At 44.6% G+C, this 13,184-nt stretch carries 17 protein-coding genes; 4 read left to right on the top strand and 13 right to left on the bottom strand.

The features are described 5' to 3' along the window. Positions 1–79: 79 nt before the first annotated feature. The 3 genes from gpM to ACQEXU_RS00265 are packed head-to-tail and all read right to left on the bottom strand — an operon-like array spanning position 80 to position 2,742. Positions 80–793 (bottom strand): phage terminase small subunit, encoded by a 714-nt coding sequence (gpM, locus tag ACQEXU_RS00275; protein WP_124940849.1) that lies wholly within the window; start codon positions 791–793, stop codon positions 80–82. A gap of 19 nt (positions 794–812) precedes the next feature. Further along, a complete protein-coding gene (locus tag ACQEXU_RS00270) occupies positions 813–1,826 on the bottom strand; it encodes a phage major capsid protein, P2 family (RefSeq protein WP_031844053.1) in 1,014 nt (337 codons plus the stop codon). A 49-nt stretch (positions 1,827–1,875) separates the two neighbouring features. Beyond that, positions 1,876–2,742, bottom strand: coding sequence for a GPO family capsid scaffolding protein (locus tag ACQEXU_RS00265; RefSeq protein ID WP_031844052.1), 867 nt, complete (start codon positions 2,740–2,742; stop codon positions 1,876–1,878). A 166-nt stretch (positions 2,743–2,908) separates the two neighbouring features. On the opposite strand from ACQEXU_RS00265, the gene ACQEXU_RS00260 reads away from it, so the two are divergent. From ACQEXU_RS00260 to ACQEXU_RS00250, 3 genes are all read left to right on the top strand, one after another. Beyond that, positions 2,909–4,684 carry a terminase large subunit domain-containing protein gene (locus ACQEXU_RS00260; RefSeq protein WP_427009223.1) on the top strand — a complete coding sequence of 592 codons (1,776 nt, stop codon included), beginning with the start codon at positions 2,909–2,911 and terminating at the stop codon, positions 4,682–4,684. Continuing rightward, a complete protein-coding gene (locus ACQEXU_RS00255) occupies positions 4,684–5,718 on the top strand; it encodes a phage portal protein (RefSeq protein WP_076621548.1) in 1,035 nt (344 codons plus the stop codon). Before ACQEXU_RS00260 ends, ACQEXU_RS00255 begins: the two co-directional genes overlap by 1 nt. A 65-nt stretch (positions 5,719–5,783) precedes the next feature. After that, the gene (locus ACQEXU_RS00250) at positions 5,784–6,236 is read left to right on the top strand and encodes an ogr/Delta-like zinc finger family protein (RefSeq protein WP_076653621.1); all 453 of its coding nucleotides are present in this window, start codon (positions 5,784–5,786) and stop codon (positions 6,234–6,236) included. On the opposite strand, the gene ACQEXU_RS00245 is transcribed toward ACQEXU_RS00250, so the two are convergent. Further along, a complete protein-coding gene (locus tag ACQEXU_RS00245) occupies positions 6,178–6,417 on the bottom strand; it encodes a hypothetical protein (protein ID WP_102315534.1) in 240 nt (79 codons plus the stop codon). The two genes, ACQEXU_RS00250 and ACQEXU_RS00245, sit on opposite strands and share 59 nt — an antisense overlap. A gap of 239 nt (positions 6,418–6,656) precedes the next feature. On the opposite strand from ACQEXU_RS00245, the gene ACQEXU_RS00240 reads away from it, so the two are divergent. After that, entirely contained in the window at positions 6,657–6,983 is a 327-nt protein-coding gene (locus ACQEXU_RS00240; RefSeq protein WP_427009222.1) for a helix-turn-helix domain-containing protein, read from the top strand. 1 nt (position 6,984) lies between these two features. Here ACQEXU_RS00240 and ACQEXU_RS00235 read toward each other — a convergent pair whose 3' ends face one another. From ACQEXU_RS00235 to ACQEXU_RS00195, 9 genes are read right to left on the bottom strand one after another with little or no spacing between them, the layout of a single operon-like run. Continuing rightward, complete coding sequence (locus ACQEXU_RS00235) at positions 6,985–7,143, bottom strand: hypothetical protein (RefSeq protein ID WP_427009221.1); 159 nt, start codon at positions 7,141–7,143, stop codon at positions 6,985–6,987. Positions 7,144–7,159: 16 nt separating this feature from the next. Next, on the bottom strand, positions 7,160–7,369 hold the full coding sequence (locus ACQEXU_RS00230) for a hypothetical protein (protein ID WP_427009220.1): 210 nt from the start codon (positions 7,367–7,369) through the stop codon (positions 7,160–7,162). A 12-nt stretch (positions 7,370–7,381) separates the two neighbouring features. Then, positions 7,382–9,904 (bottom strand): replication endonuclease, encoded by a 2,523-nt coding sequence (locus ACQEXU_RS00225; protein WP_427009219.1) that lies wholly within the window; start codon positions 9,902–9,904, stop codon positions 7,382–7,384. Further along, positions 9,901–10,737: a hypothetical protein gene (locus ACQEXU_RS00220; RefSeq protein ID WP_427009218.1), complete on the bottom strand. Its 837-nt coding sequence runs from the start codon at positions 10,735–10,737 to the stop codon at positions 9,901–9,903. The genes ACQEXU_RS00225 and ACQEXU_RS00220 overlap by 4 nt, the downstream gene beginning before the upstream one ends. Beyond that, on the bottom strand, positions 10,734–10,955 hold the full coding sequence (locus ACQEXU_RS00215) for a hypothetical protein (protein ID WP_427009217.1): 222 nt from the start codon (positions 10,953–10,955) through the stop codon (positions 10,734–10,736). Before ACQEXU_RS00215 ends, ACQEXU_RS00220 begins: the two co-directional genes overlap by 4 nt. Beyond that, entirely contained in the window at positions 10,952–11,494 is a 543-nt protein-coding gene (locus ACQEXU_RS00210; protein ID WP_427009216.1) for a DNA methyltransferase, read from the bottom strand. Before ACQEXU_RS00210 ends, ACQEXU_RS00215 begins: the two co-directional genes overlap by 4 nt. Beyond that, positions 11,491–12,132, bottom strand: coding sequence for a DUF6012 family protein (locus ACQEXU_RS00205; RefSeq protein ID WP_427009215.1), 642 nt, complete (start codon positions 12,130–12,132; stop codon positions 11,491–11,493). Before ACQEXU_RS00205 ends, ACQEXU_RS00210 begins: the two co-directional genes overlap by 4 nt. Continuing rightward, positions 12,132–12,725, bottom strand: coding sequence for a 3'-5' exonuclease (locus tag ACQEXU_RS00200; RefSeq protein ID WP_261916711.1), 594 nt, complete (start codon positions 12,723–12,725; stop codon positions 12,132–12,134). Before ACQEXU_RS00200 ends, ACQEXU_RS00205 begins: the two co-directional genes overlap by 1 nt. Then, positions 12,722–13,156: a hypothetical protein gene (locus tag ACQEXU_RS00195; RefSeq protein WP_427009214.1), complete on the bottom strand. Its 435-nt coding sequence runs from the start codon at positions 13,154–13,156 to the stop codon at positions 12,722–12,724. Before ACQEXU_RS00195 ends, ACQEXU_RS00200 begins: the two co-directional genes overlap by 4 nt. Positions 13,157–13,184: the final 28 nt, after the last annotated feature.

The following is a 13,184-nucleotide window of genomic DNA, read 5'->3' as shown; positions in this document are numbered from 1 at the left end:
CTGGGTCGACGGTTTACAATGAACCTTTGCGGTTATTGCAACCTCGCCAGCCGAGCGCGGTGGCGTAGGAGTCTTTGAGTTACAGATTTTTGCCTTCTTGTAAGGCGTTAATCCGACTCTTAATTTTGTTAATGTGCGTTTTCACCTGGGCTTTTTCGCTTTTGTCGTCAGCGTGCTCAAGCAGCACTAAAGCTTTTTGCAGTGTTTCAACGCAGCCCACCGAAGAAGCGAGTGGTTTACCTTCTTCATTTCGAATCAGGTGCAGACCAGCAAACTTGAACCATTTGGCATGAACTTCTTCATGCAAACGCCACTCTTTTTCGACCTTCTCGAATACCTGGCTAAAGTACGGCTCTACACTGCGACCTTCTGCAGACTCTTTCTCTGCCCACTGCAGAACAAAATCAGCACAGACAGTTCCCCAGTCTTTTCGACGCCAGCCCTCAGGAAGAGGCAAGCCCAAATCGATAGCTTTGAAACACCAGTCGATTGCCAATTCAAGTTCTTGGATATCGAACAACCACACGATCATGTCGCTGAAAATAGGGTTCGAATAAACGTCACCATCTTCTAGGTATTTTTCGATATACGGCTTGTACTTAGGCACCAATACAGAGCGTTTATGTTCCACTCGATCAGCAATGGCGTTAAAACCTTTTAAGTACTTGCGGTCTTCTTCGAACTCGATGAGCTTTAAATGAAGGCTATCGGTGTTTACCACTTCAACATTCATTGGCTCTTGTTCGGCTTTCATATGCGCCAACTTATGGCGCATTGCTGGGGATAAGTTCATAGCTATCGATTACCTTCCGTTAGGCAGCAGGTTTAGGCGCGATATGGACTTTCGCTGGGTTGTAAGCAGCAAAGGCTTCCAGAACACCCACGGCATAACCTTCCATACGCCAGTAAGCGTTTTCAAACTGCTTGCGGTCTTCTTCATGCTTCGCTTTACGCTGGGTAGTACCATGCTGCGTCAGCACTTGCAGGTTGGTAGGAATAGTCACAACCATCGCATTATCTGGAATGAACGGCGGCACATAAGCAGGACGGCCAGCGATAGACTTATCCAGTTTTTGCGCAGCGATTTGCTCTGTTGGCGTGTCGGCTTTGCTGTACGTTTTGTACTGAGCCGCACCAACTAGACCAGAACCAACATAAACAGTTAGGCGTGGGTCATTGCGGAACGCTGGGTGAATCTGGTTGTTGATGATGTCCGATGCCATCGCATCAAGCGTTTTGTAATCGCCAGCGTCATCAAAATAGACATCTTCATCAACGATTTGTGATGGCTTCTTCTCCAACACGTACTGATACCAACCTACGTTGACATCCTGACCAAGTGGGTTGGTCGTTGGGTTAGTTGTTGCAGCAGCAGACACACCATTCCAACCAACACGAATGATATCGAGTGCGAACATCTGGTTAGAGAATTCAGTCAGCAGTTTCATGAACTTGCCACGACCGCCTTGGTTAGCCCACTGACAAAGCATTGCCCAAGTAATTGCAGCACATGAGTCTGTTTCAACTAGCTTGTATTTATGACCGCCAACACCAAGTTGTTTAGTGAAACGACCATCAGCTTTACGACCGGTATACAGACCGCTAACGCCAACATCGACCACTTGACCTTCGATTTGGTCAACGGTTGTCACCGTGATCATTTTTAGAAACTCTGCCGATTCGACGATAGCCGCACGCAGCTTAGTTTCTAACTGAGGTGATACATTGAACAATTGAGCCACATTGGTGACACCATAACTCTGCGCTAACTTCTGCGCGAAATGGTCCATGTTGTCACGGGCTGATTGAGTAAGAATCTGCGACATTACGCGATCTCTCCTAATTTAGTTAATTCAGTTAGCCAAGTTCTGCGGTTTAAACGGGGCTGTAATCGTCACCGTTACCAGCGTCATTAGGCTCTTGACCTGGTACTTCTTTCGAAAGTTGGTTGAACTTAGTTTCTAAGCCGTCAACTTTTTCCAACAATGGTTTTAGCTGCGCTTCCAAAGTGGTAGAAAACTGCTCTACCGTTGCACCTGCATTCTGTTTATCAGGCGTTTCTGGTGTTTCGCTTTGCTCTGGAGTTGCTTGCAAGTTGAACTCTTCTTTCAGTTCTTTTTTGAACTCGCCTTTGAACGCAGAAAACTGCTCTTTCAGTGCTGCTTTTAGTTGCTCTTCGGTCACTTCGGTGTCCTCTACTTTTGATGGAGTTTCTGGCTCTTCATCGCCAGAAGAGAAAAATTCATTGAATGCCGCAAAAAAGCGGTCTTTCTTGGTGAAACAGGCTGAGAAGTCAATTTCTTCAAGAGCACTGCATTCAAGTTCGGTGGTTTCGCCTTGCTTACGAGAGAATTGAAGGAGCGATGTACCTGTGGAGGCTGGGGAGTCAGTCGCAGCTAGGCCCATTAAATAGCAACGCCCTTCGCCCTTGTAATCGGGATTTGGTTCAATAGATGTAAATAGCTTTTGCTTTTTACGATTGGCTTCTAGCATGTAATCGTTAGGCTCAAGCTTTGCGAACAAGCGTAACTTGCCATCTTTTTCTTCAGCTTTTAGCTCAACGACTTTGCCCCAGTTTTCACCGTAGCCATAAAAACGGCGGTGCTCCGGCCAAATCAGTGCGGTGTACTCTTTGGTGTCATAGCTTGCAGCCATCTGCTCTATCCACTCACGGGTAATTTTTCTCCCGTCAACGGTTGGACCTTCTGTTGCAATGATTTTCCAATCACTAATTTTTGGCATTTTCGCTCTCAGGTTAGTTATTCACATCTCTGTTTGAGCAAACAATACGCCTTTGAATAAGTCGTTTCAGCCACTTCAATTCCTAGAAATTCGGATTTAGCCCATATCCGAATTCATCCGAATTTTGCTTAGTCATTTGCGAGTTTTCGGGGCGTATGATGCGCTTATGGCATATTCAGATGAAATAAGAGAAGCCGCCAAAAGGATGTATATCCGTGGCGTACTTCCTAAAGAAATAGCAGCGGAACTAAGCTTAAACAGTTCACGCATTGTTTATACCTGGGCGGAGAAATTCGGCTGGGATTTACTCGTTAACGATTTATCTGTTGAAGAGATGATTAACCGCCGTTTAGCGGTGTTGATTGATAAAGACGAAAAGAGCGACCAGCAGCTCAAGGAGATGGACCGTCTTATCGAACATCACGTTAAACTACTCAGGGCAAATGCTGACGCTAAAGCCAAAGCTGAAAAACGCTTAAACCAACCAGAGCCCCAAGGTCGAAATGAGAACAGCGGTAATAATAAAGGCGATGGTAAAAAATCACGTGGACGCAAGAAGAAAAACAACGTCGACCACCTGACAGGTGATGACTTTGCTCCATGGCACAATTCACTTTATGCCTTTCAAAAAGTCATGCGCGAAAACTTGCATCAGCGCATTCGCAACATTTTAAAATCTCGACAAATTGGCGCGACCTATTACTTTTCTGGTGAAGCCTTTGAAGATGCGGTCATCAATGGTGATGATCAAATATTCCTTTCAGCTTCACGAGCTCAAGCCGAAGTATTCCGCACATACATCATTCGTATTGCTAAAGAGTTTTTCGACCTTGAACTATCTGGCAACCCTATTGTGCTCTCTAATGGCGCAACTCTTAGGTTTCTTTCTACCAATGGTAAAACCGCACAGTCATACAGCGGCCATTTATACACAGATGAATACTTCTGGATTAGCCGGTTTGAAGAAGTAAAAAAAGTTTCGTCTGCTATCGCTACTCATAAGCACTGGCGCAGAACATACTTTTCTACCCCATCAAGTAAAACCCATCCAGCCTATACATTCTGGACAGGTGACGCATGGAAGGAAGGCAAAGACTCTCGTAAAAACATCGAATTCCCAACATTCGATGAGTTTAGAGACGGTGGTCGATTATGCCCTGACAAGCAATGGCGTTATGTCATCACAATTGAAGATGCTGTCGCCAGTGGCTTTGACCTGGTAGACCTCGAAGATCTCCGCGATGAATACAGTGATGCAGAGTTCAACAACCTGTTCATGTGTATTTTTGTTGACGGTGCTAGCTCCATTTTTGAATTTAACAAAATTCAGAAATGTATGGTCGACTCTGGAATATGGCGAGACTACAACCCTGACGACCCTCAACCGTTTGGTAATAGAGAGGTTTGGTTAGGTTACGACCCTTCTCGAACTCGTGATAACGCTGTGCTAATGGTGGTCGCTCCACCGATTGTCGCTGGCGAAAAGTTCCGAGTGTTAAAGAAACTAAGTTGGCGTGGTTTGAGTTTTCAGCATCAGGCCAGTGAGATCGCCAAAGTATTCGAACGCTTTAACGTTAGTTACCTTGGTATCGACGTCACCGGTATCGGTGCAGGTGTTTACGACCTGCTCCAAAACAAATTCCCACGTGAAGTGGTTCCCATTCACTATTCGAACGACAGTAAAAACCGACTAGTCATGAAAATGATTGATGTTATTGACAGCAATCGACTTCAATTCGACGAAACACTCAAAGAAACCGCAATGTCATTCATGGCGATAAAACGAGTACCGACGAATAGTGGTAACGCATTAACGTTTAAAGCCGATCGAAGCGAGTTGGTTGGTCATGCCGATGATTTCTGGGCACTCTCACACGCATTGATTAACGAACCTATCGATCACTCAACAAAACGCAAATCTACCTACGCAATGGCAGCATAATGACAGAGAAAACAACACACCTTGTAACACAACAAGAAAGTCAATCATCATCGGTGTATGGCGTAGACCTTGGCGCACCTGAATCCATCGATTCAAATAGTTGGATGACAAACTACACGGACTTGTTTTACAACGACACTGACGATTATTGGGAACCGCCAATCTCCCCCGAAGGGCTAGCAGATATAGCAAGGGCAAACGCCTACCATGGTTCGCTATTAGTTGCCCGTGGCAATTATGTCACCGCTCGTTTTCAGCAAGGTGCCATCCGTCGAAAGCAAATGCTGGCTTTTTGCCGTGATTACTTCCAATTTGGTCATGGAGCATTATTGAAGATTCGAGATCACTTTGGTCGAGTAGTCCGCTTTCATCCATTGCCAGCTATGTACCTTCGGAAACGCAAGAATGGGAAAATTGTCATTTTGGAGCGTGGCAACAAACAACGCACCTATAATCCAGATGATGTCATTTTCTTGAGCCAATACGACCCACAACAGCAGGTTTATGGATTGCCTGATTATCTAGGCAGCATTCAAAGCAGCATGTTGAACCAAGACGCCACATTGTTCAGACGTCGATACTTCAAAAACGGGGCTCACATGGGCTTTATCTTCTATGCCACTGACCCGAACCTAAGTGATGATGATGAAAAGATGCTGAAAGAGAAGATCGCCAGTTCAAAAGGTGTTGGCAACTTCCGCAGCATGTTTGTGAATATTCCCAATGGTCATGAAAAAGGCATTCAGTTGATACCCGTTGGCGACATAGCCACAAAGGATGAATTCGAGCGAATTAAGAACATCACAGCTCAAGACATCCTTGTAGGTCACCGATTCCCTGCAGGTAAAGGGGGAATGATGCCGCAACCTGGTTCGAACTTCCCTGACCCAGAAAAGGTCGGTCGTGAGTATGACAAAGACGAGATCATCCCCGTATGTCACCTAATTATGGATGAGGTGAACAACGACCCAGAAATCAAAGGCATGGCAAGCCTACACCTAAAGTTTGATGTGAATACAGGAGAAGCAGCATAAACCTGTACAAAAACACAGCCATTGACGTAATATTATGCTGTCAGTCAGTTAAGTTAGGTCAATGTATGCGAGTTTATTGCAAATGTGGTGAACGCGCGATTGTAAGTAGAAGCATCGCTAAAGATGCCAATTGCGCAGATTTATCTTGTTCCTGTTCTAACCCAGAATGTGGGCATACCTTTGTGAGTTCTATCGGCTATCGCCACTCACTAAAACAGTCAAAGCTTCATTTCGGAATTGGTGCAACTAGTAAGCCGTCTTTATTTGGTAGTCGCATTACTTGCGGTTGTGGCGAACGGGCGGTGATTAATAAAACCAACCGCCTATCGAACGACTGTGCAGATTTGTATTGTGAGTGTAAGAACCCAGCGTGTGAACATCAGTTTGTTATGTCTTTGTATTTTAGTCACACACTAAGCCCATCATCGAAAGATACCAGTGAACTGGCTAACTGCTTAATCAAGGTGCTAAAGCCTGATCACCGTGACCACTTAAAGCAGCAGTTAGCTTTGTTTTAACCAATTCATTCTCGCATTCAGACCCATTAACATGGACAGCTTTTAGCTGTCCTTTTTTGTGGGCAAGAATCAACGAAATTAAGAACATGCCAATGTCTTGGTTTTCTTCGTGGTTCCCGCTTGTATCCTCAGCCAAAGCGCATAAAACAAACGCCTCCGCATTGTTATGTAGTTCAGACATTTAGCCTCCTAACTGACGATTTACTGTATATTAATACAGTAGTTTTTATCTAACAAATTTATTATGGATTTTTGTCGCCTATAATTTGGGTTATGCGACTTAGCTTTTTACCTAGCCAGCGCATAATACATAAGGTGCATAACCACAAAACATATGTGGATCACCATTCCATAAAGGCTCGTCACCGTTGGCATATAAATCGCAACTACTAGTCAGAAATGACTTAGGGATTTGAATCTTTGCCGAGTAAAAACAAACAATTAGAGCCAATAGTTGAGTATTTAATCCAATTAAGGGTGAAAAATCGCAAAAGCCAAGAGCAAATTGCGAATCAAATTGACATCTCGCTTACGTCTTACCAGCGCATAGAGCAGGGAAGACGTGACCCAAGGCTGAGTGAACTACAAGGACTCTTTGAGTACTACGGTATTACTTGGTTAGACTTTGCTTGGGCAGAACTTGGTAAACGGTCAATCAGTGATATGGACTTGGCGGCAGCTATGAAGCATGTTCCTCTTCATATCCGCCGTCCAATACTTGAGTTGATAAAGGCTGTTAGTAGCTAAGTCATTTTTTTAGCTTTCCAAACCATCTGAATACTCCTTGAGATACTCTCTTATGCCAGTTTGTTTGCATTAACTCTTTGCCTTCCCATGTTGCGTAATCAAACCCATAATTTGTATTTATTGCCGTGACAATCATTCTCTTAGCTTTCGAGTTTTTCACTGTCATCTCCTTAAAGCTATCGCCCTATGTTCTTTAACGCTGCATAGTAGGCTGCGCCTTGCATCTTTATTGCTATTTCATTCTCTTTTTTTGACAACACATTTTTTATAGCCAACTGAATTTCAAAGTCTGTCGCGTCTTCGCTCATCTTTGATACGTATTCTTCAATTGCAGAGCTGAGCACATCTACCAACTCCATATCTAAGCTTTCAGCATTACTCTTCATAACTTCTTTCTCCTACATTAACGGCCAGTCGTCCCCATCAGGGAAAATCGACAGGTCGGGTTGTTGATATTCTTGCTTTTCTGGTTGGGCGAATAGGTTGTCCCAACCCTCAAAATCCATCCAATTGGTGTCGTCCGAACGTTGACGGCTCACTTCTACCAACTGGGCAGGGCGTTTATTGCCGTGTTCGTCTACCTCCGCAGGGCGGATTTGAATACTGGTTGCATCGTCGATGCGAATTGAACTGCCTTTTAGCAGTGCGGCCAGTGCCGCTTCATCAATATTTGGTGATTTATTCGCCCGTTTATTAACAGGTTCTAATAATCGGGTTAGCTGATCGCAGACCTGTACTTTCTCAGGCTCCGTACAGTTATTGACAGAACTCCGAGAGGAGCCAAAGGCTCCAAAAGCGGTCGCTTCGCTCCCAAGAGCGCACGCTTTAGCTTCATCATTAACCTTTGATTTCTTCTGAATCGTCCAAACTTTGGTGCGTGTTTTGATGGTTTCTTCTGGTGTAGTGAAACCCTCGATTTTGCGGACGTCTTCGCCATGAGGTGAAGCGAACGGCAGCACTTCATAAGAGTTCACGATCAGCAAATCTTCACGCTTAACGAATGGGCCACCTTGCCCCATGATGTAACCTTGCCAGTTACCATGGTCAGCAGCTTTTAAAGTGTCTGTGATGCTTGCGTCTTCGGTCTTCATGCGTGACTGGTAGCTATCACCAATCACTTTCATTAACTCTTCATTGGTGATCAGCTTGCTAGGCTTAATAGGCCCAACAAGATCACGCTGCAGCATTGAGTAAATAGTGAGTAGGTCGACACGCTCTTGCATGAAGAGGTATTCCATAAACGCTTTTTTGTTCTGGTTAGCGAAGCGGCGTAGTTCACGGTAAGTCGTGACTGGTGCACCACCGAAGAACTGAAACTGGCGAATGTTCCAACGGCTTTTCCAAGCACTAACATTCTTCGCCATGTCTTTGACTGGCTTGCCTGTTTCGTCCGAGATCTCCCCGTCCATTGCAAAGCCGTCAATGTTCTTTGAAATGTATTTAGCAATGTAGCCCGTTGCAGTGCCTTTCTCTGGGTCAATAAAACCAAAGTCACAGCGTGGGCGGTAATCTAGCGGCCCAACGTAAGCACCTTTGCGGAATGGCTTTTTCTTCTCTTTCTCAAGTTCTGGGTGCAGTTCGCCACGGTCTTCTTGCGTGGCGTAAGAAATAAAGATGTCACGCACTTGCATCACGTCTTCTGGTTTTACCCAGATAAGCAAATGCCAGTGTGGTGTGCCGTCATGGTGTGGCTCAGCGACACGAACACCAAACCAGCGGATTTCTTCACGACCTAATTTAGCGCGGATTCGCTGCCATACGTTGTTTAGGTAAGATTGCGCATCACGTGGGCTTGCACCGTTCCAATGACCAATAAAGCCGCCTTTCTTGTATGAGTTGTGATACTTAGATGGAGTGGTCAACGTTAAGAACAGACCTTGCAAACCCAACTCGTTGCCAATGTCTTCACAACCACGACAACGCACCATTAATTCATGACGACGAATAGCAGGGTTAGCCACACTCTTTTTGACCATATCCCATAGATCAGCTTCTTCGCCTGTTTCTTCATCTAATAACTGGCATTGTTTAATGTATTCATAGTTAGCAGTTTGCTGCGCTTGGTGTTCACGAACGCAATCCCATGACGCATAAGGTGATGCTTTTGAAGAGACTTGCCCCATTGCAATGGCAAGGTGTTCACGCATGATTTTGCGTGTTTTGTTAAGACGTCCATACCACCACTTTTCATCTAACATGCGTGAAATGTCATTCAGTGCGGTTAGGTCGGTTTGTTTCTTTTTCTTGCGCGGTGGTGTCATACCAAAGTGGCAGACAAATTCGGCTAATTCTTCATAGCCGATCACCTCTGGAATTTCGTCTTCATCCAGATCACGGTTAGCCACACGTGCAGCGATAAGAGGGAATTTAGCCTTAGTGATTTGGCTAATTTTGAATGCCATGTCTTTTAGTTCTGACGGCTCAAGCTCTGCCAGTAGTCGGCTTTTAACTGGCTTGCGGTTGCGTTCTGCCTTTTCGAAGTCAAAACGCATTTGCTCTTTTTGTGCAAAGTCGCTTTGCTCAGTGTCGCTAAACTCTTCACTAAGCAAAGAAACCTTTTGGGTTGTCGGTAGCTTTTTGTATTTGCGCAAAACCATCAGCGCACGCTCTGCGGCTGGCCCCATACGTTCACGCAAAAATATGTTGGCATCTTTACGACCTTTCTTTTCGAACACCGAAACGTAACGAGTAACAAAGTACTTGGTTAGGTAGTCCGGCAGGTCTTTAATCTTATCTTTCGCCCACTCGAAATCGTCTGGGTTAGCTTCAAATAGCTTACGTTCCAGAACACTAAGATCATCAGGTTCAATAATTGAGTTGTATCGACGCGAACCAAAGCAGCCCGCTTCAACCTCAGTCAAAGGGGCTTGCCATGGAAAATCGTATAGGTCGATTTCAGTTGGTTCGATTAGGGTGTTCATACGAAACACATACCCGTGTCGCAGAACTGGTCGAATATATCTTGCTGTTTAGGCTTGGTAGTGAAAATAATCTCACCCAGTTTCACACCAGACTTATGCAAGTACAACCAAGGAAAGTCTTGCTGTAGTTCTTGTTCAAATTGACGAGCAGCAGCAAAATCTTGTGGGACATTTTCTTTCATCCAGATCCATTCTTCATCGTGACGATTTGGACACATCCAACACGCAGAGCGTGGCGGCTCTGGTAGACCAAAATCTTGCACGATTTGAATTGCTTGCTCACGCAGGATTTCTGCTTCAAATAGTGGGTAACGCTTTTGCCATTTTCCAGATGGATATTTAACTCGATTGCGCTCATCGAAAGACATTCCTATCCAGAAATCTACACCACGTTTGGTTAACTCCTTTTCTCCAAACCTGTTGTTTAGGTACCTTTGTATCGGCTCTACTTTCCACTTGCTAGAACAGAACCCCGGCTGCTTACCTAACTCCCCCTTTGCACTTCTACCATTGAACTCGGTGAAAAACGCAGGCAGAACCGTTTCATCATCGCTCTCAGTACAAATATCGTTATTTGTCCAATCAGATTTAGGAACGATAACAAACTCAACTCCCATTTCATCGCAAATAGGTTTGATGTGTCTTTTATGGTAATCAAATACATTGCTCGCTTCGCGCTCTGTATCAGCCATGATAATCAAGTCTGGCTTTGGAATTGCGCCAATATAAATAAGCACAACCATACAAATAGATTGAGTGCCACCACCACTTGATAGAACTTGTAAACGACCATTGCTGTTAGGTACAAACTTTCGGCGTAGTTCTACTTTCATGACTTCACTCCCTCTGATGTCCAACCGTGAATATCTTTCACAGTGCCTAAATCTTTTGCACTGGTTTTACCTGCCAACAGACCTTTAATGGTGTGCTGGCAACCATCACAACCGCAGAAATCACCGCCACATTCGCATTGCTCTTCTGAGTTATGGCGAGCCACGGTGAAAGGTTTAAGCTTCAAGCAGTCTTGGCAAATCACCTGTTGTTCGCTCATGCCGCCACCTCATGACCAAATGAAACGATATGGCTTAGCCCTTGAGGAATATCGAAGCGGTTGCCGTTATCCCAGATAAACCAAGCGTATTCACACGAATCTGAACCACCGCCAACAAATCGAGGGCGAGGAACGATGATTGGGCACTTTGGTGGAAAGCCGATTTCAAACCAGAATGGCAAACGCTTTTTAGAGCCTAAATAGTTAACACGCTGCAGGTACGCCATTGTCCCGTCTGGGGCTAACTCACTTAGGCTTTTGCGAATGAATTCTTCCGTTAGTGAAAAAGGTGGATTGGTAATGATCACATCTTGGGTACCAAAATCTGTTGTTAGGTAATCAATACCTTTTTCGATTTCAGCAAATGACTTTTGGCTTTGTGGCAAAGCTATCTTGTCGAATATTGCGCCAGTACCGTAACAAGGTTCTAAGAACTTGTCGGTTGGGCGAACAGTTAACTTTGATAGCAATGCGTCGACAACTTCTGGCGGCGTTGGGTACAGCTCACGAGGTTGCACTTTTCCGGTAGTTGAACTCATGCTGCCACCTCTGAAAAATCAACGACGAATCTTTGGTCTAACGTAGGCAAGCGGTCGTTATGCGCCCCTCTCTCCATTAGCCTTTCTTTTTCAATAGTTGGTAGCGTAATGTCCTCTACTCGATTGACCATCACGACATCTTTGTATTCATCTTTAAGCGAAATGTTTTCACCACGTTTGTGGTACTCGCATATAAGAAGATCCATACGAGGTTGTGTATTTACGGGCGGGTCAATTCTGAAATCTGTAAGCCAACGGCTTTCAAATTCAAACTGGGCATATTGCATAGTATGGTCGTCACTGATCACATCAAAATCAGTGTCAGCCACGGTGTAATTAACTCTGTGAGTAAGTGTTTTCTCTTGTTCATCTGTCCAATTGGCACACTTAGCTTTCCAGCGTGTAATCACTGAGAAATTCTTTAGTTGCTTATCAACCTCCAAGTACAGACCATGCATTGCTTTGCGCCCCACCTTTCGACATGCAACATGGTAGGATTTGTTTGGAAATGGTTTTCTAACTACAAGGTCTTTACCACCCGTTAGAGTCACATTTAGCTCTGGAATCTGAACATCAATTAATTCCAGCTCAACATTCGAATAACGATTCATTATTTGTGGTACGAGGTGCAATAACATTACGCTTCCTCCACTGGCAAACTAGCGACCGTTGCACAAGAAGAAAACGCATTCCAAATCGCTGAAACGTATTTAGCTTGGAACTTCGCATCATCTAGCGCGGAATGGTGGACACCTTGACGGGTAAATGTTGTTTTCGGGTCAATGCCAAGAATCGAACGTCCCATTTCAACAATGGTTCTCACGTCACGGTCATTCCAATGAGAAAAATGAGGTTTGATGCGAACAGCTTTAAAAGCATTCGCCAAGATCACGTTATCGAATCCACTACCATTACCCCAAACTTGAATATCTCTTGAGTCACCAAGATCAGCAAACCACTGGTTCAGCTCGAGCAAAGCATCTTTCAAAGACGACTTAGGCGTATCTCTCAGGAAGATTGAACGCGCTTCTTCACTCTGGGTAAGCCACCAAGTTACTGTCGATGCATCAATATCGCTGTAGTAAGCAGAACTATTAAGATTAACCACTACTTCAAAATCAGCACCAAGTGCGCCAGTCACAGGTGAAAACACAACCGCACCAATAGAAACGATTGCTGCATTGCTCGTATTTCCCATGGTTTCTAGGTCTAACATTACGTGTGTGCTCATGCTGTCACCTCCGCTTTTGCTTCGGCTTCTTCACGAGCTTCAATGATCAGCTCGGTGAGTTGTCCCTCAACAAATAAAAGTTGCTCAAGCGCATTTTCCTTATTTAGTCGGATATCCTCATCGAGTAGGGTCTGCTTTGGTACAGACGCTTGATATTTGGTATCTGCCGGGTTTGCATAAACTTGTAAATGATTTACATGTCCGGAAAAATTAACAAACACATGAATCACATCAGTATTTGCCATTGCCAACGCATTAATTGCGTTAACGATGTCGAATACTTCTCTGTCAGTGTTCAGTCCACTAAGTAACTTCTGTTTGCTTGCTAAAGCTTCGGCAGGCAAATCGATGTGACCAATTGAACCGACATTACGGTTAATCACTTGGTCTAAGAGGTTTCTTGCTTCGATGAGTGTTTCAAATGTATTCATCTTCTATGCTCCTACGCTAAGACGAAAA

The organism is Vibrio sp. TRT 21S02, assembly GCF_050113675.1.
Taxonomy (GTDB): domain Bacteria; phylum Pseudomonadota; class Gammaproteobacteria; order Enterobacterales; family Vibrionaceae; genus Vibrio.
The sequence above is the reverse complement of the archived record's forward strand: the minus strand, read 5'-3'. Positions and strand labels throughout refer to the sequence as shown.